Source organism: Mesorhizobium sp. P2_D1 (genome assembly GCF_056404455.1).
In genome coordinates this window covers 54,315-80,687 of record NZ_JBFUDZ010000027.1, presented here as the reverse complement: position 1 = coordinate 80,687, position 26,373 = coordinate 54,315, and the positions used below count along the sequence as shown (strand labels likewise).

Below are 26,373 nucleotides of genomic sequence, written 5' to 3'. Positions count from 1 at the left end.
GTGATAGACGCGGCATTGGCCGTCGCGGGTTGGAACGGCGGCGGACATCGGCACGTCGGGCCAGTCGCACTCATTGCCGAACTGGCGCACATAGCGGTCATATGTGTTGGGGCCGGTGGTCAGCACCACGGCGTGCCGGCTCTGGATCAACTGCTGAAGCTGCTCGCAGCTCATCGTGCGCGTGTCGGGCCGAGCCTCGGCGACGCTCGTGGCACAACAAACTGCCATCCCGGCAAGAAAGGCGATCGACGGACTTTTCGTGGCCAACACAACGGAACTCCCGATCATGGTCCGCAGCATCGCGCGCGAGCTTCGTCCCCGCAAGGGCGCGCTTGACGATTTCAGCGAGTACGCGGCCGGTTCGGTGGGAGGGGCACCTCCGAGGGCAAGGAAGGTTCTGGCGCGCTGGTCTAGGGCTGCGCGTCCGTCGTCTGCGGCGGCGCCGGCCAAACAATATGTTGCCCCTCGAAAAGCAGCACTGTGACGTAGCCCGCAATCGAGGCGACGGTCACGAGTAGAAGCATCGTGGCGATGGAGATACCGCGCCGTCTCGGTCGCGACTTTGGTGGGCGCGCTGGTGCTTCGGTATTCTGGTGCGTTGCTGCTTCGGTACTCGGGATGGGCTCGCTTGGCTGTGGCAAGTGAGCGGGATCAGGATCGGGGAACTTGCGATCGAGCGCGGCCTGCTTCCGACGCGTTTCCTCGTCAAATTGATATTTGCGTGCTCCACGCCAGTTTGCCTGGAACTCTTCTTTTGCCATCGTCCCCAACTAGCCGCCACTATCTATGCTGCCACCCTTCCTCAGCCTCACCCCGGCACCGCCACCATTCTCGGGGATGAACTCGACGCCGGCAGATTCGAGAGCCTTCTCGATCGCAGCCAGGGCATCTTCCGAACCGCCATACTTGCCTGTCTCGAAATTCGAGATCGTGTTGCGGTGAATTCCGGCAGCCTTCGAAAGGTCAGCCAGGGACCAGTTCAACGCCGCTCTAGCCATCCTCACTTGTGCAGGCTTCACAACTCACAATCCTTGTGCTAATTTCACAAGTGTAAGTATCACAACTGAAGGGGAATTCCAAATGCCGAACACGTGTGTTCCGGCGGCCGGCGAAGCTATGCCCGCTGCCTTCCTTGGAAGATTTTCAGGTCGCGTCATTATCGGCGAGATCGCCGACCAAATGGCAGAGGCGTCACGACAGATCGACCGGGATATCGCTTCTATCGTTGCCGCAATGAAGGCGATCCATGGTGACAGCGAATACTACGTCTTCATCAACCATGAACTCCCCTTCGTGTTTATCGGCCAAAGGTCACCATCATGAGCGCGGCCATGCTGAAGCCCTTGGGGATGCCGAAGGGGATGAACCCGCAACAATGGCGCCAGTCAGTCGAGAAGCGCCTCAACGACCTTCTGGACCGCGCCATGTCGCTCATTACGGCACTGGATCTTATGGAGGTTGATTGCGACCTGGAGGATACGGCAGACGACGAGCCATCGCTAGGCTGCCTCGATGATCTGGAGCAGGACAACTGCGACGACGAGGAAGGTGGCGACGACGAGCCTTGCGTGGATATCTATGGCGAACGCATCATGTGGCCCGACGATCTGGCGTCGCAGGAAACGCTGGTGGAGAGCGGGATATGACGGCGCCGTTCTATCAACGACGCGCCTTCGACCCGCTATCAGCAGCGACAGAGCCGAGCAACGACATGATCGTCGTGCCGTTCCACCACGCTTACCGCAATAACTTCGGCATGATCCCTGTCCACACCGGCGACGATTTCATGCTCGTCTCGTCGTGGCACTACGACCCCGAGCACTATCCTCCGGGCTCTTGTATTCAATAAGGTTCCGACCGACCCATTGGCCCGCTGCTTCGGTGGCGGGCTTTTCAATTTGCCCAGCCCTTTGCCCACTTCACCCGTCGGGTGCCGCAGCGAATTCCATCTCAAGCGACGCTTTCGGCTTCTGCAGCTTCACGGCCACACAATGTTTGTTGGCGGCATCCCAGGAACTGCCGGTCATGCAGACAGGGCGCTTGGGCGAGCAGGACTTTCCGGCCAACGTGGACTTCAAGCTGCGCGTGCACACGCAGGCCCCTTTTCCCCAACCCCAATTCTCCGGGCAGCTCACGCAGCGCCGAGTTTTCGGATCGACGAACTGCCCCGCCCCACAGGAGCAGGCCGAGCGCTTGGCATCCCACGAGGCGCCCGCCGCACAAGAGACGCAAGTTTTCCTCTTCGGATTCCAGTATTTCCCCTCGGGGCATGCTCCGCTCTCACCGGTGGGCTTGCTGGGCTGCGCCGGCGATGGCGGCAACGCCTTCGCCGGCGCAGTCTTCTGCGGCTCCGCCGGCTGCTGGCCCGGACAAGTGAGCTTTTGGTCGCATTGAAGCGTGCACCCGACCACACCGCGAGACCGATTGACCGGAGTGTCCGGGTATTCGAAGGGACAGGGCATCTGCTGTGCGCTTGCGGTCCATCCGAACAGCATCATCAAACTGGCGAGAACAAGATGACGTCTCATAGTTCGGATAGTAGTGATTGTTCGCCGAATTGAAAACGGTAAACCGCGTGATGCCCGCTGCCTCACGGTGGCGGGCTTTCACTGTTCGGGAGAATAATCCTCGGGGCGCATCAGCTTAGGCGAGGAGAACCACAGATCCTTGAAGGCGATCATCGTCGGCGTCCATGGCTCCCACTTGTCCATCGCCCGCAAGATGAACAGGCCGGCCTCGAATGCGACCAAGGCCCTGGTTTCTTCGGGTCTGTCATGCTTGAACCAGTCGCGCGTCTCGTTGAGACGCCTTATCCAATCCTTGTTTTTCTCCACTGGGCGAGTTGGGTTGTCCCGAATGCTGACCCAAAGGCCGCCCTCTTTGTGGGGCCTCATATCTTCCGCAGCTCCGGCCAAAGTTATCGTAAGACCGAATTGGCCAGCATGGAAGGCAGCAATAGCCCCCTCTATCTGTTGAACCGCTGCCTCCTGCTTGGTCACGGTGAAAACACGATAGAAAGGGCGTGTCTCTCTCATTGCTGCTTCCCTAAAGAATTGGCACCAGCGGCGGGCTTTTTGATGACAGGTGCTGACACCGTGCTGACACAGCAGAACCTCGCACTAGCACCCTGTCATCGTGCCGTCTAATTTCGTAATCATTTCAGCGGTTTATTGGCGATCCCGACAGGATTCGAACCTGTGACCATCGGCTTAGAAGGCCGGTGCTCTATCCAGCTGAGCTACGGGACCGCTGGCCGGCCGCCGGGCCGGCTGATTACTTGACGCTGGCCGCCGGTCAATGCGTCCAGGGCGTCCTGCGGTCATAGCGGAAATTCTCGGCATAGGAAATCTGGCGGCGCTTGGTCTCTTTCGGCTCCTCGACGCGGAAGGCGAACCCTTCCTTTTCGGCGTAGGCCACCGCTTCTTCCCTCGTATCGAAGGTGAGCCTGATCTGGCTCCTCATGTCTCCCGACGTGGTGTAGCCCATCAAGGGGTCGATCTTCTTGCGCATCTCGGGGTCGAATTCCAGCACCCAATGGCCGGTCTTGGCCTTGCCGGACTGCATCGCGGTTTTGGCTGGGCTGAAAATGCGCGCGGACATGGCCACCTCGTTATTGTGCAAGGCAGCATCGCCACCCTGCGTCGTCATTACTGCGCAATGCGCAACACGGCAAGGTTTTTGCACTTGCCATGCAACACCGAAATGAATAGGCAACAGACCGTTCGGAGTGTAGCGCAGCCTGGTAGCGCATCTGGTTTGGGACCAGAGGGTCGGGAGTTCGAATCTCTCCACTCCGACCATCCTCTCATCGACATGCAAGGTCGGCGCCGCTGGCGCAACGGACGGTGCGTTGCGCCGATTCCGGTTATGGGACTTGGCCCACTGGGAATCCTAGATCTCGAACTCGCCCTGCCCCTCGTCCATGGCGCTGACGGTTTCGGCCGCCAATGCCCGCGTGATGGGCGTCTTGCGCTCGAGCGCTGTGCCGTCCAGCCGTTCCACCACACGCATCGCGGTCGCCAGCGAGCGCTCGATGCGGCGGACCAGATACTGCACGACATGCGGCTCGACCTCGACCTGGCGGTCGGCGAACAGCTTGGTAATGACGCCGGCGAGCAGGACGTCGTCGGGCTCATGGATCTCGACCGTCGCCGCCGCCTTCAACCGCGAGGCCAGATCAGGCAGCGCAACACCCCAAGCCGAGGGAAAGCGGCGCGCCGTCAACAACAGCGTCGAGCCCGCACCACGCACCGCATTGATCAGATGGAACAGGCCTTGCTCGTCCACCGCGCCGGCATCGACATCGTCGATCAGTGCCGGCCGGGGGCCGAGATTGGCGATGCTGTCACCGATACGCCTGGCGTCGACCATCACCGCGTTGGCGCGCGCGCGCCAGATCGAGGCCAGATGCGTCTTGCCGGAGCCGGCGGGACCGGCCAGCACCACCACCGGCGAGGGCCAGTCCGGCCACCGGTCGACCAAAGCCACCGCTTGCGTATTGGTGCCGGAGACGACGAGGTCGTCGCGCGAATAGCCGGTGCCGTGGCCGAGATCGAGTGGCAACTGGCGCGGCGGGTCGGTTTTCTGCTCGCTCATTCGGGCTCAGCCTTGCGACCCGGCAAGGAACCTGGTCACCGGCCGAATCATGGCTTGATGGCCTTGCGCCGATCGGCCGGGAGCTCCGGCGCAGGGTTGCCGTGGCCCTTGTAGAGCGGCGATTCAAGATAACGGGCTATGGCAAACCGCACCAGCACGGCAACTGCCGCCGAAGCCGGCACGGCAATCAGCAGGCCGACGAATCCGAACAGCGCGCCGAAGGCAAACAGCGAGAACATCAGCCATACCGGATGCAGGCCGACGCTCTTGCCGACCAGCCGTGGCTGCAGGATGTTGCCCTCGATGAACTGGCCGATGAAGAACACCACCGCGACGGCGACGATCATCGTCCAGTCCGGCCAGAACTGGACGAAGGCGACGCCGACTGCCAGCACCAGTCCGGTGAGCGAGCCGACATAGGGGATGAAGGAGATCAGCCCGGCGAACAGGCCGATAAGAATGCCGAAATTCAGCCCGGTCAGCGTCAGCCCGGTGGCGTACATGGCGCCCAGCACCAGGCACAGCGTGCCCTGGCCGCGCACGAAGCCGGCTGTTGCGGTGTTGATGTCCTTGGCGATCGCGCGCACCGTCGTGACGTTGTCGCGCGGCACCCAGCTGTCGATGACCGCAACCATGCGGTCCCAGTCGAGCAGCATGTAGAAGGCAACCACAGGCGTCACCACGAACAGGCTGACCACCGAGACCAGCGCCACGCCGGAACTCCAGATCGAGGTGAAGACCGTGGTGAGCAGGCCGAAGCCGGAGGTCAGCAGCGAATTCAGCCCGTCGCGCAAGCTATTGGCGTTGACGCCGAATTTCTGTTCCAGCCATTTCGGATCATATGACGTGATCAGACTTTGCAGCCGGGTCAGATAGTCCGGCAATTTGCCGGCGAAATCGGCCATCTGCGTCGCCAGCACGGGAATGAGGACGACGAAGGCCAGCACCAGCACGATGAGGAAGGTGATGAGGATGACCACCGTCGCCATGAAGCGTGACAGGCCGAGCCGCTGTAACCGGTCGGCGACCGGATCGAGGAAATAGGCAAGCACCATGCCAGCAACGAAGGGCAACAAGATGGCACTGAAGACATAGAGGAAAAGTGCGAGCACGGCCGCGCCGGCCAGCCAGAAGAAGATCTGCCGGCGGAAGGTGGATGATGCGGCGAGATCGGCAGCCGCAGCCTCGATCACCGCAGCCTCTCTCTCAACTGCCGCTTCTCTCTCAGATGCCCGGATTGGAGCCTTCGCCATAGCCGCTCATATGCCTCAGCCAAGCCACGAGATAGGCCGCGGCCGAAGCCACGGTCAAGACCCCGGACAGCAATATGAGGGCTGGCCGCAGAGGGTCGAGGTGAACGGCAAGGGCAAGTTCGCCCAGCACAACCGCCGCCAGCACGATCTGGCTAGCGGTGTTGGCCTTCGACACGAAAAGCGGCCTCATCTCGACTGGATGGGCCATGACCGACGACAACACAACGGCGCAGACGATCAGCGCGTCGCGCGACACCATGGTGACGACCAGCCACAGCGGCAATTGTCCGATGAAGCCCAGGACGACGAAGACCGAAACCAGCAGCAGCTTGTCGGCAATCGGATCGAGATAGGCGCCGAGCCTGGACTGCTGATTGAAACGACGGGCGATGAAGCCGTCGACGCCGTCGGAAATTCCGGCCACGAGGAAACCGGCAAAAGCCCAGTCCCAGCGTGCCTGCAGCATCGCCAGCACCACCGCTGGCACCAGAACCAAGCGCAGGATGGTGATCAGGTTGGGGATGGTCAAATGCGCGCCTGTCGGGTTTGCATGCTGATAGATGATGGGAGACGGAGGGGATCGCAAGCGAGAAGCGTCACACATAGCAAAGGTAGCTGGACGGCGAGGCACCGCGACTGCGCACATTGATATTCTCTGGTTAGGCTGCAGACGCCTCAAGGATGGAAATGGGTCCTCGGGTCTGAATCACTCGTTCAAGGCGTAGCCCAGCGGCGTCGAACAAGCTTGCATATTGGACTTGCGTCCTCTCCAGGCCGCCAGTGACGGCGAGCATGACCACGTCGATACCCTTGATCTGGTTCGGTTCGTCACCTGGCGGCACGAGGGTCTCGGCCACAAGCACCTTTCCGTTCGGCAATATTGCCTTGCGGCAATTTCGCAGGATCTCCGCGGCACGCCCATCGTCCCAATCGTGAACGACCTTCTTGATGACGTAGACGTCACCGGTGGGAACGCTTTCAAAGAAATCACCTGCGATAAATTCGGTGCGCGGCAGGTCGCCTCCGGCACCCTGGCGGGCTGCCGCGACGCCCGAAGGCAGATCGAAAAGCACGCCGCTCAAATGGGGGTTGCGGGCCAGGATCGCCGAGAGAAGCTGACCATGTCCGCCGCCAACGTCGACGATCCGTGTGAACGGCCTGAAGTCATAAGCTTCGGCAACGGCCTCGTTACTGCCTTGGCTCAAGGCGACCATTGCACGCTGAAACAAGGCAGCCTGCTCCGGGTGTTCCGACAGCCAGTCAAACCTTGGGCTCCCGAACACCTTATCGAAGGCTGGCTTTCCGGTGCGGACAGAATGCAGGAGCTGCTCGAAGGCAAGATAGGCCTCACTGTTGATCATGCGGACGAAGTCACGGGGACCCGGCTTATCGGAGCGCAGCGCGGCGCCAACCTCCGTCAATTCGAAATGACGGGGCAGTACTTCCATAAAGACGCCTTCCGGCGCGAGAAGTCGCATTACACGATAAAGCGCGTCAGCATCCGACTGAGTGGCAGCCGCAAGTTTATCCACCGACTGCTCGCTGACAGCCAGGAGATCGGGGATGCCGAGTTCGATAATTACGCGCAACGCCTGTGACACGGCGAATCCAAAGCCTAGCCTCATGATCTGTTGCGACGGATTGGGCATGGCCTGTCCCCGGATGCCTGATGCGAAGCAACAGAGCACCAACAACAGACAGACACAAGGATGCAAAGGGGTGAAGGCGCAGACGGAGGTACGGGGTTTTGCCTCCGATAAAAAGCAAAGGACAGCGGGGATTTCACACAAGGGGCGCTACCGCCGCCGAAAAACCCGCTCTCCACGCTTTTTATCGGGGCAAAACTTCGGCATCCCACCGTCATCCTTGCGGGGCGAAGCCGTTCATGCGAAGAGCCCGCAAACGAAACAACGATGAGCAAGCGCCAGAAATGAGCAAGCGCAAGAACGGGCTCACCTATGCCGAGGCTGGCGTCGATATCGATGCCGGCAATCTGATGGTCGAGAAGATCAAGCCGCTGGTGCGCGCCACACGCAGGCCGGGCGCCGACGGCGAGATCGGCGGCTTTGGTGGCCTGTTCGACCTCAAGGCAGCCGGTTTCACCGATCCAGTGCTGGTCGCCGCCAATGACGGCGTCGGCACCAAGCTCAAGATCGCCATCGATGCCGGCAAGCACGACACGATCGGGATCGATCTGGTCGCCATGTGCGTCAACGACCTCGTCGTGCAGGGTGCCGAACCGCTGTTCTTCCTCGACTATTTCGCCACCGGCAAGCTCGATCCCGACCAGGGTGCCGCGATCGTCGGCGGCATTGCCGCGGGCTGCCGGCAGGCGGGCTGCGCGCTGATCGGCGGCGAGACGGCGGAAATGCCCGGCATGTATCATGGCAACGACTACGACCTCGCCGGCTTTGCGGTGGGCGCGGCCGAACGCGGCCAGCTCTTGCCGACCGATGACATCGTCGAAGGCGATGTGCTGCTTGGGCTCGCCTCCTCGGGCCTGCATTCGAACGGATTTTCGCTGGTGCGCCGCATCGTCGCCGTCAGCGGGCTGGCCTGGAGCGATCCGGCGCCGTTCAACGATGAGGCGACGTTGGCCGAGGCGCTGCTTGAGCCGACCCGCATCTACGTCAAGTCGATCCTCAAGGCCATACGCGGCACGCATGGCATCAAGGCGCTGGCCCACATCACCGGCGGCGGCTTCCCCGAAAACATTCCACGCGTGCTGCCCAAGGATTTTTCGGCCGAGCTCGACCTCGAGGCGATCGACGTCCCCGCAGTGTTCTCGTGGCTGGCCAGGACCGGCGGTGTCGCGCCGGAAGAGATGATGCGCACCTTCAATTGCGGCATCGGCATGATTTTGGCGGTCGCTTCCGGCCAGGCAGCGCAGGTCGCCGCCGTGCTGCAGGAAGCCGGCGAGACAGTGACGCCGATCGGCCGCATCGTGCCGCGCCGCGATGCCGGCGTCATCTACCGGGGCTCGATCGGCCTATGAGCGCGCAGAGGAAACGCACCGTTGTCCTGATCTCGGGGCGCGGCTCCAACATGACCGCGCTGATCGCGGCGGCCAGCGACCCGGCCTTCCCCGCCGAGATCGTCGGCGTCATTTCCGACAAGGCCGACGCCGCCGGCCTCGGTGTGGCCAAGGCGCGCGGTATCGCCACACAGGTCATTCCCCGCGCCAACCATGGCAGCAAGCAGGCGCATGACGCGGCCATCGATGCGGCACTTGCAGCATTCAATGCCGAGATCGTCGCGCTGGCCGGCTACATGCGCATCCTCACGCCCGGTTTCGTCCAGAAATGGCAGGGCCGCATGATCAACATCCACCCTGCCCTGCTGCCGGCGTTCAAGGGGCTCGACACCCATGCGCGGGCGCTGGCCGCCGGCATGCGCATCCACGGCTGCACGGTGCATTTCGTCACCCCCGAGATGGATGACGGCCCGATCATCGCGCAGGCGGCCGTGCCGGTGATGGTCGGCGACAATGCGGATACCTTGGCTGCCCGTGTGCTGAAGGCCGAGCACCAGCTCTATCCGCTGGCGCTTGGGCTGGTCGCAGAGGGCAAGGCGCGCATGGCAGCCGGCCGTACCGTGCTGGCCCACTTTGCCGACGATGCCGACAATGCCACCTCGGTGGTGATGGCGCCCGACCCACTGCGCGAGGAAGCCGACCTCGAGCAATTGGCGCGCATCACGCCTTGAATTCTTGAGGGTGGTAGCAAATATTGCTACCTTCTGACCAAGGAGACGGTTCAATGGCGACAGTCGAAAAAGTCAGCGTGGCGCTTTCCCCGGAGCTCCTGGAGCTGGTCAAGGACGCCGTCAACAGCGGTCGCTATGGGTCTGCAAGCGAAGTGATCCGTGAGGCGCTACGCGAGTGGCGTTTACGCCAGCCGCTTCGCGAGGCCGAGGTGGAGCGATTGCGCAAGGCTTGGACAGAGGGACTAGAGAGCGGCCCGTTCGCTGCTTTCGACATCGAGGACATCAAGTCCAAAGCCCGAAGCCGGTTTGTCGACGCCGTCAAGAAATAGGCGATGGCAGGCGTGCAGATCATTCGCAGCCCGGCGGCGGAAAATGATCTTATCGATATCTGGCTCGTCATCGCCGAGCACAGCCCGCGTGCCGCCGATCATTTTCTGAATGCCATCGCCGAGCGCATCCTGCAGCTTGCCGCCTTCCCCGAATCCGGACCGCGAAGACCCGACGTCGGCGCCGATACGCGAGCGCTGACCATCGGCGACTATCTAGTTCTTTATCGTCTCGCCGAAGGACGGATCGAAATCGTACGTATCGTGCATGACGCGCGTGATGTCTCAACGTTGTTCTAGGGTCCGAGAGCCATGAATGTTTTCGATAGCGCGGCCCGAACAAAAGGCGATCTGGCCGGTGTCTTCGAGTATGAGGAGACTGACGGGCCACAAAATGCCACGGCGTATTTTTACCTGTGCGAAATGGGCGGCGAAACAGTCGGGCCGGTCGTCGAGGCAATCCACATTCGATCAGGGGGCTGGGCGATCACCAAGGCCGATGTGGCGGTCAAATGGGATCGGGACGAGCAGCGTGTAGCCCTGTTCGTCTTCGGCAGGCTGGCGGCGGCTTTTGATGTCGCGAGAGGCACAAAGCATGGTAGCCGGGATGGCAAGGATTTTAATGCCGAGATTCCCTGGTCCTGAACGATGCCGATGCGACAACTGCTTCTCCTGCGCCACGCCAAATCGAGCTGGGACGACCCTGGTCTCGCTGATTTCGATCGGCCGCTCGCCGGGCGCGGGTTGAAGGCCGCCAAGCTGATGGGGCGCGAGCTTGCGGCGCGYGACTGGCTGCCGGACCTGGCACTGGTGTCGACGGCGCTGCGAACCCGCGACACCTGGCGGCTGGTTGCGGCGGAGTTGCCTGCGCACACGCAGGTCACGTTCGCCGATGCGCTCTATGATGCGTCGGCAGCGGATATTTTGGGCCAGATACGTCAGGCCGACGCTTCGAGCGACAGCTTGCTGGTGGTTGGCCACAATCCGGGCCTGGAATATCTGGCGAACCAGCTTGCCGCGCCGGGGTCGGAGGCGAAGGCGCGCAAGAGGCTCGAGGAAAAGTTCCCGACTGCATCCCTTGCGCGCTTCGTCTTCGAGGGAGATTGGTCCGGCCTGTCCTCGGCCCGGCTGACGCATAGTCTGCGGCCGAGGGATTTAGGCTAGGTGCAAGACAGGTGTGACAGGCAACCTGCCGTCCACCCTGCTCGAGACATCAGTTGCCCCAGATGCCCTGGCCGGATTCCGGCCGGTCCGTGGTTGTCTTCATCTTGGTATCGGCAGCCTTGTACCCAGCCATATCCGCGTTGTTGACCGCGCCGGTGACGGCATGGTCGACGCTGGCAACCGGGGCCACCGTCTGGTTGGCATTGTCGGATCCATAGTGGTCGCTGGCGGCGAAAGCGCTGCCGGTGGCAACGAGGATGGCGGTGGCGGCGAGGGCAATCCTGTACATTTTCAAGTCTCCTGGTTCTTGGGTTGGGCGGCGTCTTGGGAGGACGGTTCCGCTAAGGACAAGACCCCAGGCAGTGCGGTTTTATTCCTTGAGGCTGAACTTTTTTGCCGACTGCGAAGGTCGGTTGGCCCAGCGCGGGCCTAAAGCGCGTCGCGTTGAAACGGATTCAGGCGGCGCGCTTAAGTCTTTGTTTTTATGCATGTCGTTGCCCCAAAACCGAGCCACTTTTGGGCGACATGCACTAGTTGACGGCTATCCCTTGTGCGAAAAAAACAAGAGCGGCGGGCCAGGCCCACCGCTCTTTGTAGTCAAGGTCTGCGTCGTGGATCAGCGGCCCCAGATGCCCTGGCCAGACTGAGGCGGCACGTTCGCATTGGCGTCAGCCTGGGCCTTTTCGGACTTCAGGATCGAGCCGGTGTGCATGGTGTCCATGTTGGAAACCGAGTGGCTGGCAACCGGCTGGTTGACGTTGCTTGAGCCATAGTTGTCGCTGCTGGCGAAGGCGGTGCCGGTGGCAACGAGGATGGCGGCGGCGGTGAGCGCTATCTTGGTCATTTCAAATACTCCTGAATGAAGGTTGATGGTTCTGGTTTGGGAGGGTCCGGACAGACGCCGGCTTACCGGCCCCAGATGCCCTGGCCGGATTCCGGCTGGTTCGAATCGGGCGTCAGCCAGAAGCCGTGGTGCTCGACCGGCCTACGGATCGAAGCCGTGAATGTGTGGTCTATTCTACCAGCGGGCGCGGACACGGCCGGCTGGTTGACATTGTCGGCGCCATAGTGGTCGCTGCTGGCAAAAGCGGAGCCCGTGGCAACGAGCATGGCGGCGGCGGTAAGAGCGATCTTGGTCATTTTCTTAACTTCCAGTAGTTCTCAGTTCAGTCCGTCTAGTGGCGTGCCCTTGGGAGGAATTTCCCGTCGCTCGGACCACACCGAAATGGGTTTCTCGTTCGCCGACTTCCAATCACGAAGATGTTCCCCCGCGCTCCGAATCCAGACCTTGAAACGGGGCCAGCAGCCGGGGTGGCCAAAATTTTCTTTATCAATATCAAATAGTTACTAGATGTTCTTTGCCAACTGTATGGTCTTCCGCCGAGCCGGCGTTCACCATCTCATCACGGTCCGTCAACATAAATTGAACCGATTGGTTCGATCGACAGTGGGCGCTTGCGCGCAAGCTGAACCGTTCGGTTCGATTTTGGCACCGAATGAGCCGATCCAGCCTGCAAAAACCCATTGTCATTAGCCGCAAGACCGCATTTACCTTGCGTTGGAATCGATACTGTCGCTCATTCAGTCGGCATGGTCGGATGCCGCGACTGATCAAGCCCGACACCATCCGGTGAAAGACTGAAGGCGGCGGATAGTGAGACAGCGATAGAAATGCGGCTGCTGCTTGTCGAAGACAATCTCGAACTGGCCGACTGGCTGGGCAAGACCCTGCGCCAGGCGAACTATGTCGTCGACGTCGTCCATGACGGCGAGGATGTCGAGCACGCGCTGGCCGCCGGCGGCCACGCGCTTGTCATCCTCGACCTTGCATTGCCGCGTATGGGCGGCCTGGAAGTGCTGCGCATGCTAAGGGCGCGCGGCAACCGGGTCCCGGTGATCGTGCTGACCGCCAACGCCAGTCTCGACGGCCGGGTCAAGGGCCTCAATGAAGGCGCCGACGACTATCTGGCCAAGCCGTTCCAGATCGAGGAACTGGAGGCGCGCATTCGCGCGCAGCTGCGCCGCGCCAATGACCGCACCGCGCCTGTGGTTGCCTGCGGCGATCTCGTCTTCGACACCAACACGCGGCTGTTTTCGCTGGCCGGCGAGACGCTGGCGCTGACACCGCGCGAACATGCGGTGCTGGAACAACTGATGGTCAAGGCCGGACGCACGGTAAGCAAGGCGGCACTGTCGGCGGCGATCTACGATTTCGAGACCGATGCCGACCCCAGCGCCATCGAGATCTATGTGCACCGTGTGCGCAAGAAGCTTGAAGGGTCGCGCGTCCAGATCGCCACCTTGCGTGGCCTCGGCTATCTCTTGCGCCATGAGGATTAGCAGCCTCCGTTTGCAGTTGCTGGCCTGGGTGGTGTTGCCGCTCGCCGGGCTCGCCACCATCAATCTGTGGACCAGCCATGGCAACGCGCTGGCCACCGCCGACCTGGTCACGGACCGGATGTTGTTGGGTTCGGCACGGACCATCGCGGAGCAGGTCGCCATGACAGACGGCGTGCTCGATACCTCGATACCGCCGGCGGCGATCGAGATGTTCGATACCGGCGATCGCGACAGTGTCTACTACCATGTCAAGACTGCCAAAGGGCGGCTGCTGACCGGATATCCCGACCTGCCGGAAGCGCCAAAGCACCCAAGCATCGAGGCCACCTATCGCGACCACCGGCTGCGGCTGCTTACTTTCAGCCACACCGTGGTCGGCGCCGGAGACGACTCGCCGATATCGGTTACCGTTGGCGTCACGCTTGCCGGGCACGATGCGATGGTGCGGCATTTGTGGTTCAACGCTTTCGCCCAGCAACTGGCGCTGGTGGCTATTGCCGGCATCTTCGTGCTGTTGGGCCTGCGTCGCGGCCTGGCGCCGCTAATCCGGCTGCGCGACGCCGTGCGGTCGCCAAGCCGCAGCGACCTCGACCCGGTCGAGGTTCCTGGCGCGCAAAGCGAGATCCGCCCGCTCATCGATGCGCTGAACGCCTATATGGACCGGGTGCGGGCGCAGATGGCGGCACAACGCCGCTTCATCGCCAATGCGGCGCACCAGCTGCGCACGCCGTTGGCGTTGATGTCGACGCAGGCGAGCTACGCGCTTCGCGAAAGTGCCGCCGAAGCGCGCCAGGAGGCCCTGGTGGCGCTCCAGGCTAGCTCCGGCAGACTGGCGCGGCTGGCCGAACAGCTCCTGACCTTGTCGCGCGCCGAGCCGGGCAGCCGGCGGCCGCGCGCCGACCGCGTCGACCTGACCGAAGCCGCCCGCCATGTGCTGGAAACGCAGGCGCCGACAGCAATCGGTCACAACATCGATCTCGGCCTCGAGGAGGCTGGACCCGTGCCGGTCATCGGCGACGGCACCATGTTGCGCGAGATGATCGTCAACCTTGTCGACAACGCGCTGCGCTATTCGCCGGACGGCGGCAGCGTCACGGTGAAGCTGGCGGCCGTTGAGGACGAAGCCGTGCTGACTGTCACCGACGATGGGCCCGGCATCCCAGTGGACGAGCGAGACCATGTTTTCGAGCGCTTCTACCGCGTTGCCGGATCGACCGAGGAAGGCAGCGGGCTTGGCCTCGCCATCGTGCGCGAGGTCGTCGAAAATGCCGGCGGCCGCGTCACCCTCGGGGATGGCGCGACCTGCGGCCTGGTGGTTGAGGTCAGGCTGCCATTGGCGAGCAGCTAGGCTTGCTGCTCACTGCGTCTCATGCAGTGGCTGGGGACGCCATTTCGCCAAGCGATCCTCGACCATGGTCATCAGATATTCGGCACCGAGCGCCACCACCATGACGATGACGATCGCGGCATACATGCCGGCGGCGTCGAAGGATCCCTTGGCGATGTTGATCAGCAGGCCGATGCCGTAACGCGAGCCGACGAACTCGCCAACGATCGCGCCGATGATGGCAAAGCCGAAGCTGACATGCAGGCTGGCGAAAATCCAGCTCATCGCCGAAGGGACGATCACCGAACGGGTCAACTGCCAGTTGGATGCACCCAAAATGCGCGCGTTGGCGATCATCGCCCTGTCGGCTTCCCGGACGCCCTGGAAGGCATTGTGGAACACGACGAAGAAAACCATCACGAAGGCAAGTGCCACCTTCGAAGCGAGGCCGAGGCCGAGAATCATGATGAAAATCGGCGCCAGAACCACGCGCGGAATGGAGTTGATCACCTTGATGTAGATGGAGAAGATATCGGCGGCCATCCGGTTACGGCCGAGCGCGACGCCGATGATGATCCCAGCAACCGAGCCAGTCACAAAGCCGATGACCGATTCCTCCATTGTGACATAGAGGTGGTACCACAGAGGCCCCTCTGACGTTCCTTCTGTCGTCCATTCGTACAGCCGCTGCACGATCGCGCTCGGCATTGCGTAGAAGAACGGATCGATCCAGGCTTGGCGCGCGGCGATTTCCCACAGGCCGAGAAAGGCGATCAGAATGCCGACCCGCCAGAATATCACGGTGCGGCGGCGGTGCCGTGCCGCCTTCGCGGCGGCTGCCTCGATTTCCGCATCCGAAGTGCCCGGCCTGAAAGCTCCTGCGCTGATGTCAATGGCGGCATCGGTCATGGCGTTACTCCTCAGGCTGCGGCGCGCGCATAGCTGGTTTCAACCTCTTCCTTGAGGTCGGCCCAGATCGTGCGCGAGTAATTGATGAAGCTCTGCTCGTAGCGGATATCGGCAACCACGCGCGGGCGCGGCAGATCGATGGTGTAGACAGATTTCACCGTGGCCGGTCCGGCGGTCAGGACATAGACCTTGTCGGCGAGCGCAATCGCCTCTTCGAGATCATGCGTGACGAAGACCACCGAAGCCTTTGCCTCAGACCACAGGCGCAGCAATTCCTCGTGCATCAGCACGCGCGTCTGAACATCGAGCGCGGAAAACGGCTCATCCATGAGAAGAATCTCGGGTCCGTTTATAAAAGTCTGGGCCAACGCCACACGTTTGCGCATGCCGCCAGAAAGCTGATGCGGATAGTGCTGCTCGAAACGTGACAAGCCGACACGCGCCAGCCAGTCGCGCGCTGCGGCCGTAGCGTCCGACTTCGCTCTACCGCGAAAAAGTGGACCAGCCATCACGTTTTCGATCACCGTTCGCCAAGGAAACAAGGCGTCACTTTGGAAAACAAAACCGATGCGCGGGTCTATTCCCGTGACCGGGGCGCCCATGACGCGAACCTCGCCGGCACTTGGGCTTGCCAACCCCGTGACAAGGTTGAGGGTTGTGGATTTTCCGCAACCGGTCGGGCCGACAACGGCGACAAATTCGCCGCGTTCAACGGTCATGGTGAAATCGCGTAATGCTGTCAGCGATTTGCCGGTGGGTGAAAGGAAACGCCGGCTGACGTTGATCAGCTCGATCGCCGGTGCATTTTTTTCAATGGCCATGGTGGAACTCCTGGGTACGAGCCGACGCTCGCCCGTCGGCCCAAGGCCGCCGGACGTGAAAAACTGACGGGCACCGGCGCGATGTCGTTCATCGCGCCGGCACTGTCTGCTACTTGGCGTTCTTGACGAATTCCGAGGTGTAGGTCTTGGAGAGGTCGATCTGCTTGCCCTGCAGTTCCTTCTTGAAGGCCGAAAGAACCGTCAGCACTGTCTCAGGACCCCCTTCGGGCATGATCCCGTCGGGAGTGAACATGGCCTTGCCTGCATCGAGGGCCTTCACGTAGCCCTCCTTGTCGCCGACATAATAGTCTTTCGGCATCTTGTCGGCGATTTCGGCGCCCGTGTGGGTGTTGATGAATTTCTGCGTCTTGACGAAGGCATTGGCCAGCTTCTGCACGACGTCCTTATGCGCTTCGACCCAATCGGTCTGCATATAGAGGGAGGCGGCCGGGTAGGTGCCGCCGAGAGCAGCCTTGGTGCCTTCCATTGTGCGCATGTCGATGAGAACGGACGCTTCGCCGGTCTTCAGCAGTCGCGTGATCGTCGGCTCTGTCGTCATACCTGCCTGGATCTTGTCCTGCTGCATGGCCGCGATGAAGGTGGTGCCGGCGCCGACCGGAACCGAGGTGAAGTCACCGAGCTTCAAACCGTTCTTGACTGCGAGATATTCGGTAAGAAAATTCGTCGATGAGCCCAGACCGGTCACGCCCAGGCTCATGCCCTTGAAGTCGGCAGGCGATTTGATCTCGGGGTGTTTCGTCGAAACAAGCTCGACCTCGCCCGGCGCCTGGCTGAACTGGACGATGGATTCGACGAATTTGCCCTTTGCCTGCAGGTCGATGCAATGATCGTAGAAGCCGACAACCCCTTGGACGGCACCGGCGAGCATCTCGTTTTCGGCATCGACGCCGGCCGGTTCATTCAGCAACTCGACGTCGAGACCCTCGTCCTTGAAGTAACCGAGCGCTTCGGTCAGCTTGGCGGGCAGATAGATCTGTTTCTCATAGCCGCCGACCATGATGGAGACTTTTTCGTCGGCGCGCGCTGACGGCGCGGACAAGGCCATGGTGGCGACGAGTGCGGTTGTGGCGGCTGAATCAAGCAGTATTCGCGCGAGCGACATGGCCTCTTCCCTTTGTTCGTTTCCCGCGCCCTCTCTCTCCCATCGCTTTCCGCGACAAATACGGGGCGCGCGCCCAACACTTATGGCACCAAGCTTTCATTCACCTTTCAAGGCCGTGCCGAAAATCACCGCAAACCTTACTGATCGGTAAGCCGATGCTGGCCCGATCATGATCTGGATAGAGCCAGTTGCCGAAAACGAGGATCAGCAGCAGTTCGTTTGGCTAATCACAAGATCCGGGCGCGGTCCGTTCACCTCGCTCGGTCGCTCAATCCCAGCACGTCGCGCATGTCGTATTCACCGGGCGAGCGCCCCGCCACCCAGAGTGCGGCGGCGATGGCGCCACGGGCGAACATGCTGCGGTCGCCGGCCGCATGCGACAAGGTCACCGTCTCGCCCTCGGCGCAGAAGCTGACGCTGTGATCGCCGACGATGCTGCCGCCGCGCATCACCGCAAAGCCGATCTCACCGGGCGGCCGCACGCCTGTGACGCCATCGCGGACGCGCCTTGCGACCGTGTCCAGTTCGATGCCGCGCCCGCTGGCGGCGGCTTGTCCCAGCATCAGCGCCGTCCCGGACGGCGCATCGATCTTGTGGCGATGATGCGCCTCGACGATCTCGACATCCCAGTCCTCGGGATCAAGCGCTCGCGCCGCCTGCTCGACCAGTCCGACCAGCATGTTCAGCCCGAGCGAAAAGCTGCCGGAGCGGACGATGGCGATGGTTTTCGCGGCATCGGCGATGGCGGCCAGCTCAGCAGCATCGAAGCCTGTCGATCCAACGACCAGGGCTGGCCCGCCACGATCGGCGCAAAACCTTGCCAGATCGGCCGAGGCCGACGGCGTGGTGAAATCGATCACCACATCGGCCACGGCAAGTGCCTCGTCGCGGCTCACCAGCCCTTCGCCGACAATGCCCGGTCGGTGGAAGCGACCGGCGAGCGCCAGCCGCGCATCGGCCTGGACGGCGTCCGCCATCTGGCGGCCCATGCGGCCCAGCGCACCCGCGATGGCGATCCTGACCGGTGGTTGGGGCATGGCGCTATCTCGCGGCTATTTCCACATGCCGCGCATGCGCGCGCCAATGTCGACGCGCACCTCCGGCCGGGGCGCCCTGCCCTGTGCCGCTTGCGCGCTCGGCCACGAGACCTGCTGGAAGGCAGCGAGGATCGAGGCCGGGATGAAACGGGTGCGCGAGGCATAGAGATGGCGGTCGCCGCGCGCCGCCTGGCCGTGCGGAAAGAAGCGCTGCGGCATGACCAAGCTCAGATTGTCCTTGGCCCTGGTCATCGCCACGTAGAGCAGCCGGCGCTCCTCCTCGATGTCCTCCTTGGTGCCGACGCCGAGATCGGCCGGGATGCAGCCGTCGACCGTGTTGAGCACGAAGACATTCTTCCATTCCTGGCCCTTGGCCGAATGGATGGTCGACAGGATCAGATAATCCTCGTCACGGTGCGGTGGCCCGGCCTGGTCGCTGGTGGCGTCCGGTGGATCGAGCGTCAGCTCGGTGAGGAAGCGTTCGCGTGAGGCATAGCCCGAGCCGATCTGTTCGAGCTGCAAAATGTCGGCCCGGCGCGTGATCGCATCCTCGTGGATGCGCTCCAGATGCGGCTCGTACCAGAGCCTGACCTGTTCGAGATCGGCCGGCCATTTGGCGCCGGCCCGCAGGCCGGAATAGAGCGCGACGAAGCCCGGCCAGTCATCGGCCGCGCGCTGCGGCGGGCGCCAGCCGGCCAACCCCATCGCCTCGTCCAGCGCCGTCGTCATCGTCTCGACGATCTGCGCCGCGACCGAAGGGCCGATGCCCGGCATCAGCTGCAGCACGCGGAAGCCGGCGACGCGGTCGCGCGGGTTTTCGGCAAAGCGCAGCACCGCAAGCACATCCTTGACGTGAGCAGCATCGAGGAACTTCAGGCCGCCGAACTTGACGAAGGGAATGTTGCGCCGGGTCAGCTCGATCTCCAGCGGGCCGCTGTGATGCGAGGCGCGAAACAGCACCGCCTGCGATTTCAGCGCCGTGCCAGCTTCTCGCTCGGCCAGAATGGTATCGCAGACGAAATTGGCCTGCTCGACCTCATCGCGCACGCTCACCAGCCTTGGCTTGTCGGTGGATTTGCGCTCCGACCAAAGGTTCTTGGTAAAGCGCTCCGAGGCCTCGCCGATCACCGCATTGGCGGCGGCCAGGATGGTCTCGGTCGAGCGATAATTGCGCTCCAGCATCACCACGTCGGCGGCCTGCGCGAACTGCTTGGGAAAATCGAGGATGTTGCGCACCTCGGCGGCACGGAACGAATAGATCGACTGCGCATCGTCGCCGACCACCGTCAGCCCGGCGCCGTCGGGTTTGAGCGCCATCAGGATCGAGGCCTGCAGCCGGTTGGTATCCTGGTATTCGTCGACCAGCACATGGTCGAAACGCCCACCCAGATGCGCGGCTATTTCAGGCTCGGCCGCCATCTGCGCCCAGTAGAGCAGCAGGTCGTCGTAATCGAGCACGTTCTGCGCCTGCTTGGCCTCGACATATCCGGCGAACAATTGCTTCAGCTGCTCGGCCCAGCCGGCGCACCAGGGAAAGGCGGACCCCAGCACTTCGCCCAGCGGCGCCTGCGCGTTGACGGCACGCGAATAGATGGCAAGGCAGGTGCCCTTGGTCGGAAAGCGCGCTTCCGTCTTCGAGAACCCCAGCTCATGCCGGATCAGATTCATCAGGTCGGCGGAATCCTCGCGATCGTGGATGGTGAAGGCCGGATCGAGGCCAATCTCATGCGCATAGTCGCGCAGCAGCCGGGCGCCGATACCGTGAAAGGTGCCGGCCCAGGTCAGAGCGTCGGTGATCACCGCGGCGTCGCGGCCGAGCACCTCGCCGGCGATGCGCTCGACGCGCCTGGCCATTTCGGACGCGGCGCGGCGCGAAAAGGTCATCAGCAGGATGCGGCGCGGGTCGGCCCCCTTGACGATCAGATGGGCGACGCGATGCGCCAGCGTGTTGGTCTTGCCTGAACCGGCGCCGGCAATGACCAGCAGCGGTCCGGCAATCCTGCCGTCGCCATGCTCGACGGCCAGACGCTGGGCGTCGTTCAGCCGGGCGAGATAGGCAGGCTGGACGGTCGGTTCCCGAAAAATCGAATCAGAGGTGGCGAGGTTCATCCCCCATCAAGCATCGTTTCTGCTTTGTTCGCAACGCTGATGCGAGAATGTCAGCCTGCCCTGCAGCCGAAGCGTGACAGCCGTGGCTAGCGCTGGGGATCGATCCCCATCGCAGCCGACTGGCGGCGCAAAGCCTCACGATCGTGTTGCGATGGCGGCAACAGCAGCGGGTCGACCGTATCGGGCACGTCCTCCACCATCTTCCTGGCGATGCGGTAGGTGACATAGGCCAAAGCGCCGGTGACAAGCAGACGGAACATGGTTGCAACACTCCATTGGAGCAGGACCAACCGAGGAAACGGAATTTGGTTCCCCTGGCGACCGTCTTGACCGCATAGTAGGAGATCGGGGCACCGCGAATGGGGCTTCTTGGGAAGAAGGCCGGCGCCGCTTGGGAGGAAGAATGAAGCGCCGGCCAAGCGGATAAATCAGGTCCGCCGCAAGTGACAGGCTAGCTGAGTCTTGCCCCTGCGTCACCGGGTGATTGTCTTCGTCAAACACGTACCCCTCACCGACCTGCACGTCGCCGGCCCGTCACAGTCGTGTCTTGACCATCATCCCGGCAATTTCCTTGAGCAGTTTTGCCGCCACGGTGGCGGTCAGATTGGCGATGTCGCGAGGCGGGTTTAGTTCAACGATATCAGCCGCCACGATCGGCTGGTTGACCGATTGAATCAGGCTGATGACCTGACGGTGGTCAGACCGCCGGGTTCGCGATGCGAAACGCCTGGCGCAAAGGCGGGGTCGAGCCCGTCGAGGTCCATCGAGATGTAGACCGGCGTCTTGAGATCGAGCCGCAGATCGTCGCCAAACCGCGCCGCCTCGATCACCTCGACACCGAACCGCTTGAACTGGTCGCGATGATGGTCGTTGACGGTCCGCAGGCCGACCTGGATGAGGCGGTCGGCAAGCCGCTCTTCCATGATGCGGGCAAAGGGCGAGGTGTGGGAGCGCGGATTGCCCTGATAGGCATCGTACATATCGGGATGCGCGTCGATGTGCAGAATGGTCAGGCTGGGATGTCGGCGGCGCACCGCGCGCAGTATCGGCCAGGAAATGGCGTGGTCGCCGCCGAGGCAGATCAGAGGATCGCCCAGCTCCAGCACGCGCCCAACCTCACCTTCGATCAGGTCCCATGGATCGGTGGCGGTGTCGAAGCCGATGTCGCCATGATCGACAAGCCTGTCGGTCAGATCAAAACCGGTTTCGCTCCACATGCTGTAGGCATCGGAGAACAATTCGGGACGGATATGGGCAGGTGCTTGCGCCGGGCCCTTGAAGAAAGACGAGTTGTCGTCGTGGGGAATTCCCAGCAGCGAAATCCTGGTCATCGGCGTCCGATCTCCATCAGCAGCGAGTTTCAGTAAACGCGGGAGCTGGCTGGCGATAGCGATGGTGTTTGGGCCAGCGGCGGGCGCGCCCTGGCAATCAAAACGCAATCAACTCCCGGCTTCGCCGCCCAGCCTTTGCCTGACCATGGCGACGTGGAAATTGGTGCCGAACAGCAGCCCGTCATCATTGAAGTCGTAGCTCGAATTGTGCAGCGGCGCCGACGTCTCGCCATTGCCGAGGAAGACGAAGCACCCCGGCACATGGTCGAGGAAGCGGGCGAAATCCTCAGAGGCGGTCATCGGCTCGCGCGCGACGGCGATGTTGCCGGGCTCGAAGACGTTTCTTGCGGCAGCAAACGCCGCTTCAACCAGTTCGGCATCGTTGCTTAGCGGCACGAACTCGCGGCTGTAACTGACCTCGGCGCTAACATTGTAGGCGACGGCGGTGCCCTCCGCGATGATGCGCATCTGCCGCTCGATTTCGGCGCTGACCTCGGGGCGGAAGCTGCGCGCATCGCCGAGAATGCGGGCAAGACCGGGCAGTGCGTTGCGGGTGCCGTCGGTGATCAGCTCGGTCACCGAAACCACCGATATGTCGGCCGGGCTCAGTCGGCGCGAGACGATGGTCTGCAGATTAGTGACCAGCGCGCAGGCGGCGACCAGCGTTTCGTTCCCCGAATGCGGCCGCGCGGCGTGGCCGCCGAGCCCCTTCAGCACGATCTCGAAATTGTCCTCTGCCGACATGATCGGGCCGGCGCGGGTCTCGAAATGTCCGATGGGCAGGCCGGGCATGTTGTGGAGGCCAAAGATTTCGTCAAAGGGAAAGCGCAGCATCAGGCCATCGGCGAGCATGGCCAATGCCCCTTTGCCCCATTCCTCGGCCGGCTGAAAGACGAAGCGCACGGTGCCGTCGAAACCGCCCTCGGCGGCCAGCAGCTTTGCCGCGCCGAGCAGCATCGTGGTGTGGCCGTCATGGCCGCAGGCATGCATGATGCCGGGATTGCCGGAACGGTAGGGCGCGGCGGATTGCTCGGTGATGCGCAAGGCATCCATGTCGGCCCTTAGCGCAATCGCCCGGTTGCCGCTGCCGCGTTTCAACGTGCCGACGACGCCGGTGCCGCCGACGCCCTCAGTGACATCATCGAGGCCGAATTCGCGCAGCTTGGTGGCGACAAAGGCCGCGGTGCGCGTTTCCTCGAAGCCGAACTCCGGATGTGCGTGCAGATCACGCCGCCAGACAATCATCTCCTGCTTCAGCGCGTCACGATCGAATTCGGACATTTCTTCTTGCCTCTCCCGACCTACCTTGCCAGTTCCGTGACCACATCAAGCAGGATGTTGGCGCCGGCAACAAGCTCGGCATCCTCGGTGTGCTCGCGCGGATTGTGGCTGATGCCGCCGGCGCTCGGCACGAAGATCATCGCTGCCGGCGCGATACGCGCCATCATCTGTGCATCGTGGCCGGCGCCTGACGTCATGCGTTTGACGCCGAGACCGCGGTTTTTCGCGGCAGCCTCGATCAGTTCGACAATGCGGATGTCGAAGATCACCGGCTCGAAGCGGGCCAGCCGCTCGACCGAGATCGTCACGCCTTCGGTGTCGGCAAGCTGTTCGAGACAGGCAGCAAGTGCGGCCTCCTCCGCCTGCAGGCGCTGCTCATCGGGGTCGCGCAGATCGACGGTGAAGACGGCCTGGGAGGGAATCACGTTGATGGCATTCGGCTCGAAGCGCATCGTGCCGACGGTGGCGACCGTCGGCGTGTTCGAGGCCTTGGCCCTATCGTGCAGGAAGGTGATGACCCGCGCGGCGGCGTAGCCGGCGTCGCTGCGCATCGACATCGGCGTGGTGCCGGCATGGTTGGCGACGCCGTCGATGGTGATGCGTTGCCAGGAGATGCCCTGCAGATTCTCCACCGCGCCGATCGGCACGCCTTCGCGCTCCAGCACCGGCCCCTGCTCGATATGCAGCTCGAGATAGGCGTGCGGCTTGAGGAAGCCGGGCTCCTTGTCACCGGCATAGCCGATGCGGGCAAGCTCTTGCCCCAGCACGCTGCCGTCGGTGCCGACAGCCGCCAGCACCGTCTCGAAACCGATGCCGCCGGCATGCACTAGCGAACCCATCATATCGGGGGTATAGCGCACGCCCTCCTCGTTGGTGAAGGCGGCAACCGCGACCGGGCGCGACGGCGAAAAGCCCGATGCCTTGAGGGTCTCGATCACCTCCAGCCCGGCAAGCACGCCGTAGCAGCCGTCATAGATGCCGGCATCGATGACCGTGTCGATATGCGAGCCGATGAGCAGTGGCGCCTGCCCGGCATTGTCGGGGCTTTGCCAGATGCCGAAAATGTTGCCGACCCGGTCGATGGCGACATCGAGCCCGGCCTGCCGCAGCCAGCCAACGAAGAGGTCGCGGCCCAGCCTGTCGGTGTCGGAGGCGGCCAATCGGATCAGCCTGCCCTCGCTGTCACGACCGACGGCGCCGAGTTCACGGATACGGCCAAGCAGGCGCTGCGTGTCGACGGCGATCACAAATCTGCTCCCGCAAGCATCTTGCCGGCCAGCACATCGGCCGGGCTCATGCCGACCAGTTCGGCATAGCGATGCGGGTCGGTGGCGCCTTCGGTGTTGATCACCAGCACCCGGGATTTGCCGTCGAGTCCAAGGTCGGCCTGGTTGTCGGCCACCGCCCGGATCAGCCCTGCAAGGCCGACGCCGCCGCTTTCTCCGGCGACGATCACCGGATCGCCGGCACGTGGCTGCGCCAGCCGCCGCATCACCGCTATGGCCTCGTCCTCATCCACCGTCATGAAGGCGTCAGCGGCACGCGCCAACACCCGCCAGGCGACCGGAGAGGCCTCGTAGCATTCCAGCATCGCCATCACCGTCGCCTCGCCATGCGCAACCTTCACCACGCGCCCCGCCTGGGCGGCCGCGACAACGCACGCGGCACGCGCGGGTTCGACCACGATGAAGGTCGGCCTGGCATCGCCGAGCACGATGGTAAGATAGCCGGCGACCGCGGCGGCAATGCCGCCGACACCGGCCTGGACGAACACATGGGTCGGTGGCTGCCGGAGCTGGCGCAATGCTTCGCGCACAATCGCCGTATAGCCCTGCATGACGAGGCCGGGAATGCGCTCATAGCCCGGCCAAGAGGTGTCGGAGACCACGGTCCAGCCCTTCTCGGCCGAAACTTGGGCGGCTTGCCTGACCGAGTCGTCATAGTTGCCGTCGACGCGGATCATTTCGGCTCCATAGCGAGCGATGGCGGCGATACGCTGCTGGCTGACGCCGGCGTGGACGAAAATCACTGCCCGCGCACCGACGAGTTGCGCCCCTTGCGCGACCGACCGGCCGTGATTGCCGTCGGTGGCGCAGGCAACCGTCATCGTCGCGGCAACCGCCCGAACATCCGGCTGGCTAAGATCGGCCACATCGACGGGTCGACCAAGCGACCGACCTGCCTCTTCCAGCACCAGGCGGAAGACAGCATAGGCGCCGCCCAGAGCCTTGAAGCTACCGAGGCCGAGGCGAAAGCCTTCATCCTTCACATGCAACGAACCGAGACCGAGTTCAGTCGCCAGCGCCGGCAGCGCATGCAGCGGCGTTGTCCGGTGATTGTCGCGATGGGCGAGAAAACGCTCGACCGTGTCGGCCCCGGCGACCCCAAGCGTTTCGGCATCAGCCGCGTCGAGCGGCTGGCGGTGCAAGACATTGTGGTTGGGCAAGAACACTGGCGGCCTCCTTGGCAGTTCAGCGAGAACATATTGCAGGACCGGCGCAAAGTGCGCTGTAATACGACCCTCGAAATGCAAGTTTGTTTCGTCAGGGATGTCTCCATTGCCTGCATCGCCGCCCTCACTCGACAGTTTCGATCTCGCCATCCTCGGCATTCTGCAACGGGACAACACGACTCCGCAGCGGGTGATTGGCGAGGCCGTCAATCTTTCGGCGCCGGCAGTGCAACGCCGCATCAAGCGCATGGAACAGACGGGCGTCATTGCCGGCAATGTTGCCCTGGTCGAGCCGGCGGCGGTCGGCCAGCCCATCACCATCTTCGTCGAGGTGGAGCTCGAGAGCGAACGCACCGAACTCATCGATGCGGCCAAGCGGCAGTTCTCGGGCGCGCCGGAAGTCCAGCAATGCTACTACGTCACCGGCGAGGCCGATTTCATCCTGGTCATCACCGTCGCCGACATGGGCGCCTATGAGGCGCTCACGCGAAAACTGTTCTTCGACAGCAACAATGTGCGGAAGTTCCGCACCTTCGTCGCCATGGACCGCGTCAAGGTCGGGCTGACGGTGCCCTTGCCCGGTTGAGAATTTGCTGGCA

Annotated in this window: 34 protein-coding genes, 2 tRNA genes and 1 pseudogene; 14 read left to right on the top strand and 23 right to left on the bottom strand. The window is 62.8% G+C overall.

Features of this window, described 5'->3' with window-relative positions; translation table 11 throughout:
* The 3 genes from AC1D0I_RS19975 to AC1D0I_RS19965 form a co-directional block, all read right to left on the bottom strand.
* On the bottom strand, positions 1-228 hold a 228-nt coding region (locus tag AC1D0I_RS19975; RefSeq protein ID WP_477397188.1), incomplete at its 3' end, for a hypothetical protein.
* Positions 229-410: 182 nt separating this feature from the next.
* Entirely contained in the window at positions 411-761 is a 351-nt protein-coding gene (locus AC1D0I_RS19970; RefSeq protein WP_457155617.1) for a hypothetical protein, read from the bottom strand.
* A gap of 9 nt (positions 762-770) precedes the next feature.
* The gene (locus AC1D0I_RS19965) at positions 771-998 is read right to left on the bottom strand and encodes a helix-turn-helix domain-containing protein (protein ID WP_477397186.1); all 228 of its coding nucleotides are present in this window, start codon (positions 996-998) and stop codon (positions 771-773) included.
* Positions 999-1,080: 82 nt separating this feature from the next.
* Here AC1D0I_RS19965 and AC1D0I_RS19960 point away from each other — a divergent pair, with 82 nt between their 5' ends.
* The 4 genes from AC1D0I_RS19960 to AC1D0I_RS19945 all read left to right on the top strand — a co-directional run bounded on the left by AC1D0I_RS19960 (position 1,081) and on the right by AC1D0I_RS19945 (position 2,394).
* Complete coding sequence (locus tag AC1D0I_RS19960) at positions 1,081-1,323, top strand: hypothetical protein (protein ID WP_477305913.1); 243 nt, start codon at positions 1,081-1,083, stop codon at positions 1,321-1,323.
* Positions 1,320-1,646 carry a hypothetical protein gene (locus tag AC1D0I_RS19955; RefSeq protein WP_477226324.1) on the top strand — a complete coding sequence of 109 codons (327 nt, stop codon included), beginning with the start codon at positions 1,320-1,322 and terminating at the stop codon, positions 1,644-1,646. Before AC1D0I_RS19960 ends, AC1D0I_RS19955 begins: the two co-directional genes overlap by 4 nt.
* Positions 1,643-1,849 (top strand): hypothetical protein, encoded by a 207-nt coding sequence (locus AC1D0I_RS19950; RefSeq protein ID WP_477226323.1) that lies wholly within the window; start codon positions 1,643-1,645, stop codon positions 1,847-1,849. Before AC1D0I_RS19955 ends, AC1D0I_RS19950 begins: the two co-directional genes overlap by 4 nt.
* Positions 1,850-2,025: 176 nt before the next feature.
* The gene (locus AC1D0I_RS19945; RefSeq protein ID WP_477397185.1) at positions 2,026-2,394 is read left to right on the top strand and encodes a hypothetical protein; all 369 of its coding nucleotides are present in this window, start codon (positions 2,026-2,028) and stop codon (positions 2,392-2,394) included.
* A 212-nt stretch (positions 2,395-2,606) separates the two neighbouring features.
* Here AC1D0I_RS19945 and AC1D0I_RS19940 read toward each other — a convergent pair whose 3' ends face one another.
* From AC1D0I_RS19940 to AC1D0I_RS19930, 3 genes are all read right to left on the bottom strand, one after another.
* Complete coding sequence (locus tag AC1D0I_RS19940) at positions 2,607-3,035, bottom strand: hypothetical protein (protein ID WP_477397183.1); 429 nt, start codon at positions 3,033-3,035, stop codon at positions 2,607-2,609.
* A 136-nt stretch (positions 3,036-3,171) separates the two neighbouring features.
* Positions 3,172-3,248, bottom strand: a tRNA-Arg gene (locus AC1D0I_RS19935).
* A gap of 46 nt (positions 3,249-3,294) precedes the next feature.
* Positions 3,295-3,600 carry an ETC complex I subunit gene (locus AC1D0I_RS19930; RefSeq protein ID WP_095086744.1) on the bottom strand — a complete coding sequence of 102 codons (306 nt, stop codon included), beginning with the start codon at positions 3,598-3,600 and terminating at the stop codon, positions 3,295-3,297.
* A gap of 123 nt (positions 3,601-3,723) precedes the next feature.
* Here AC1D0I_RS19930 and AC1D0I_RS19925 point away from each other — a divergent pair.
* Positions 3,724-3,800: transfer RNA gene (locus AC1D0I_RS19925), tRNA-Pro, on the top strand.
* A gap of 91 nt (positions 3,801-3,891) precedes the next feature.
* Here AC1D0I_RS19925 and hdaA read toward each other — a convergent pair.
* The 4 genes from hdaA to AC1D0I_RS19905 all read right to left on the bottom strand — a co-directional run bounded on the left by hdaA (position 3,892) and on the right by AC1D0I_RS19905 (position 7,498).
* Positions 3,892-4,596 (bottom strand): DnaA regulatory inactivator HdaA, encoded by a 705-nt coding sequence (gene hdaA / locus AC1D0I_RS19920; protein ID WP_477397181.1) that lies wholly within the window; start codon positions 4,594-4,596, stop codon positions 3,892-3,894.
* 47 nt (positions 4,597-4,643) lie between these two features.
* A complete protein-coding gene (locus AC1D0I_RS19915) occupies positions 4,644-5,849 on the bottom strand; it encodes an AI-2E family transporter (RefSeq protein ID WP_477397179.1) in 1,206 nt (401 codons plus the stop codon).
* Positions 5,821-6,378: a CDP-alcohol phosphatidyltransferase family protein gene (locus AC1D0I_RS19910; protein WP_477397177.1), complete on the bottom strand. Its 558-nt coding sequence runs from the start codon at positions 6,376-6,378 to the stop codon at positions 5,821-5,823. The genes AC1D0I_RS19915 and AC1D0I_RS19910 overlap by 29 nt, the downstream gene beginning before the upstream one ends.
* Before the next feature lie 130 nt (positions 6,379-6,508).
* Complete coding sequence (locus AC1D0I_RS19905; RefSeq protein ID WP_477397175.1) at positions 6,509-7,498, bottom strand: methyltransferase; 990 nt, start codon at positions 7,496-7,498, stop codon at positions 6,509-6,511.
* Between the two features lie 281 nt (positions 7,499-7,779).
* Here AC1D0I_RS19905 and purM point away from each other — a divergent pair, with 281 nt between their 5' ends.
* From purM to AC1D0I_RS19875, 6 genes are read left to right on the top strand one after another with little or no spacing between them, the layout of a single operon-like run.
* On the top strand, positions 7,780-8,844 hold the full coding sequence (gene purM, locus AC1D0I_RS19900; RefSeq protein ID WP_167392159.1) for a phosphoribosylformylglycinamidine cyclo-ligase: 1,065 nt from the start codon (positions 7,780-7,782) through the stop codon (positions 8,842-8,844).
* Entirely contained in the window at positions 8,841-9,554 is a 714-nt protein-coding gene (purN, locus tag AC1D0I_RS19895; RefSeq protein ID WP_477397173.1) for a phosphoribosylglycinamide formyltransferase, read from the top strand. Before purM ends, purN begins: the two co-directional genes overlap by 4 nt.
* A 53-nt stretch (positions 9,555-9,607) precedes the next feature.
* Complete coding sequence (locus tag AC1D0I_RS19890; RefSeq protein ID WP_477287155.1) at positions 9,608-9,883, top strand: type II toxin-antitoxin system ParD family antitoxin; 276 nt, start codon at positions 9,608-9,610, stop codon at positions 9,881-9,883.
* 3 nt (positions 9,884-9,886) lie between these two features.
* Entirely contained in the window at positions 9,887-10,180 is a 294-nt protein-coding gene (locus AC1D0I_RS19885) for a type II toxin-antitoxin system RelE/ParE family toxin (protein WP_477397172.1), read from the top strand.
* Positions 10,181-10,192: 12 nt separating this feature from the next.
* Positions 10,193-10,525, top strand: a complete 333-nt coding sequence (locus AC1D0I_RS19880) for a hypothetical protein (protein WP_477397170.1) — start codon at positions 10,193-10,195, stop codon at positions 10,523-10,525.
* A 9-nt stretch (positions 10,526-10,534) separates the two neighbouring features.
* Positions 10,535-11,044: a SixA phosphatase family protein gene (locus AC1D0I_RS19875; protein ID WP_477397168.1), complete on the top strand. Its 510-nt coding sequence runs from the start codon at positions 10,535-10,537 to the stop codon at positions 11,042-11,044.
* Positions 11,045-11,093: 49 nt separating this feature from the next.
* Here the strand turns inward: AC1D0I_RS19875 and AC1D0I_RS19870 are convergent, their stop codons facing one another.
* The 3 genes from AC1D0I_RS19870 to AC1D0I_RS19860 all read right to left on the bottom strand — a co-directional run bounded on the left by AC1D0I_RS19870 (position 11,094) and on the right by AC1D0I_RS19860 (position 12,184).
* Entirely contained in the window at positions 11,094-11,333 is a 240-nt protein-coding gene (locus AC1D0I_RS19870; protein WP_477397167.1) for a DUF680 domain-containing protein, read from the bottom strand.
* Positions 11,334-11,660: 327 nt separating this feature from the next.
* Positions 11,661-11,888, bottom strand: coding sequence for a DUF680 domain-containing protein (locus tag AC1D0I_RS19865; RefSeq protein ID WP_095086233.1), 228 nt, complete (start codon positions 11,886-11,888; stop codon positions 11,661-11,663).
* Between the two features lie 62 nt (positions 11,889-11,950).
* Positions 11,951-12,184, bottom strand: a complete 234-nt coding sequence (locus AC1D0I_RS19860) for a DUF680 domain-containing protein (RefSeq protein WP_477397165.1) — start codon at positions 12,182-12,184, stop codon at positions 11,951-11,953.
* A gap of 531 nt (positions 12,185-12,715) precedes the next feature.
* Between AC1D0I_RS19860 and AC1D0I_RS19855 the strand changes: the two genes are divergently transcribed.
* Positions 12,716-13,384, top strand: a complete 669-nt coding sequence (locus tag AC1D0I_RS19855; RefSeq protein ID WP_477397164.1) for a response regulator — start codon at positions 12,716-12,718, stop codon at positions 13,382-13,384.
* Positions 13,374-14,732, top strand: coding sequence for a sensor histidine kinase (locus AC1D0I_RS19850; protein WP_477397162.1), 1,359 nt, complete (start codon positions 13,374-13,376; stop codon positions 14,730-14,732). Before AC1D0I_RS19855 ends, AC1D0I_RS19850 begins: the two co-directional genes overlap by 11 nt.
* Before the next feature lie 9 nt (positions 14,733-14,741).
* Here AC1D0I_RS19850 and AC1D0I_RS19845 read toward each other — a convergent pair whose 3' ends face one another.
* The 10 genes and pseudogenes from AC1D0I_RS19845 to AC1D0I_RS19800 form a co-directional block, all read right to left on the bottom strand.
* Positions 14,742-15,620: an ABC transporter permease gene (locus AC1D0I_RS19845; RefSeq protein ID WP_477397161.1), complete on the bottom strand. Its 879-nt coding sequence runs from the start codon at positions 15,618-15,620 to the stop codon at positions 14,742-14,744.
* A gap of 11 nt (positions 15,621-15,631) precedes the next feature.
* Complete coding sequence (locus tag AC1D0I_RS19840; RefSeq protein ID WP_095086248.1) at positions 15,632-16,441, bottom strand: ABC transporter ATP-binding protein; 810 nt, start codon at positions 16,439-16,441, stop codon at positions 15,632-15,634.
* A gap of 109 nt (positions 16,442-16,550) precedes the next feature.
* A complete protein-coding gene (locus AC1D0I_RS19835; RefSeq protein ID WP_457151407.1) occupies positions 16,551-17,507 on the bottom strand; it encodes an ABC transporter substrate-binding protein in 957 nt (318 codons plus the stop codon).
* Between the two features lie 308 nt (positions 17,508-17,815).
* Positions 17,816-18,601, bottom strand: a complete 786-nt coding sequence (gene dapB, locus AC1D0I_RS19830; protein WP_477397159.1) for a 4-hydroxy-tetrahydrodipicolinate reductase — start codon at positions 18,599-18,601, stop codon at positions 17,816-17,818.
* Between the two features lie 15 nt (positions 18,602-18,616).
* Complete coding sequence (locus AC1D0I_RS19825) at positions 18,617-20,710, bottom strand: ATP-dependent helicase (protein WP_477397157.1); 2,094 nt, start codon at positions 20,708-20,710, stop codon at positions 18,617-18,619.
* An 86-nt stretch (positions 20,711-20,796) separates the two neighbouring features.
* Entirely contained in the window at positions 20,797-20,970 is a 174-nt protein-coding gene (locus tag AC1D0I_RS19820) for a hypothetical protein (protein ID WP_477397155.1), read from the bottom strand.
* 274 nt (positions 20,971-21,244) lie between these two features.
* A pseudogene (locus AC1D0I_RS19815) lies at positions 21,245-22,041 on the bottom strand (agmatinase family protein).
* Between the two features lie 108 nt (positions 22,042-22,149).
* The gene (locus AC1D0I_RS19810; protein ID WP_477397153.1) at positions 22,150-23,322 is read right to left on the bottom strand and encodes an amidohydrolase; all 1,173 of its coding nucleotides are present in this window, start codon (positions 23,320-23,322) and stop codon (positions 22,150-22,152) included.
* A 20-nt stretch (positions 23,323-23,342) separates the two neighbouring features.
* Complete coding sequence (locus tag AC1D0I_RS19805; RefSeq protein ID WP_477397151.1) at positions 23,343-24,569, bottom strand: allantoate amidohydrolase; 1,227 nt, start codon at positions 24,567-24,569, stop codon at positions 23,343-23,345.
* Positions 24,566-25,774: a diaminopropionate ammonia-lyase gene (locus tag AC1D0I_RS19800; RefSeq protein WP_477397149.1), complete on the bottom strand. Its 1,209-nt coding sequence runs from the start codon at positions 25,772-25,774 to the stop codon at positions 24,566-24,568. Before AC1D0I_RS19800 ends, AC1D0I_RS19805 begins: the two co-directional genes overlap by 4 nt.
* A 106-nt stretch (positions 25,775-25,880) precedes the next feature.
* Between AC1D0I_RS19800 and AC1D0I_RS19795 the strand changes: the two genes are divergently transcribed.
* The gene (locus AC1D0I_RS19795) at positions 25,881-26,360 is read left to right on the top strand and encodes an Lrp/AsnC family transcriptional regulator (protein ID WP_477397147.1); all 480 of its coding nucleotides are present in this window, start codon (positions 25,881-25,883) and stop codon (positions 26,358-26,360) included.
* Positions 26,361-26,373: the final 13 nt, after the last annotated feature.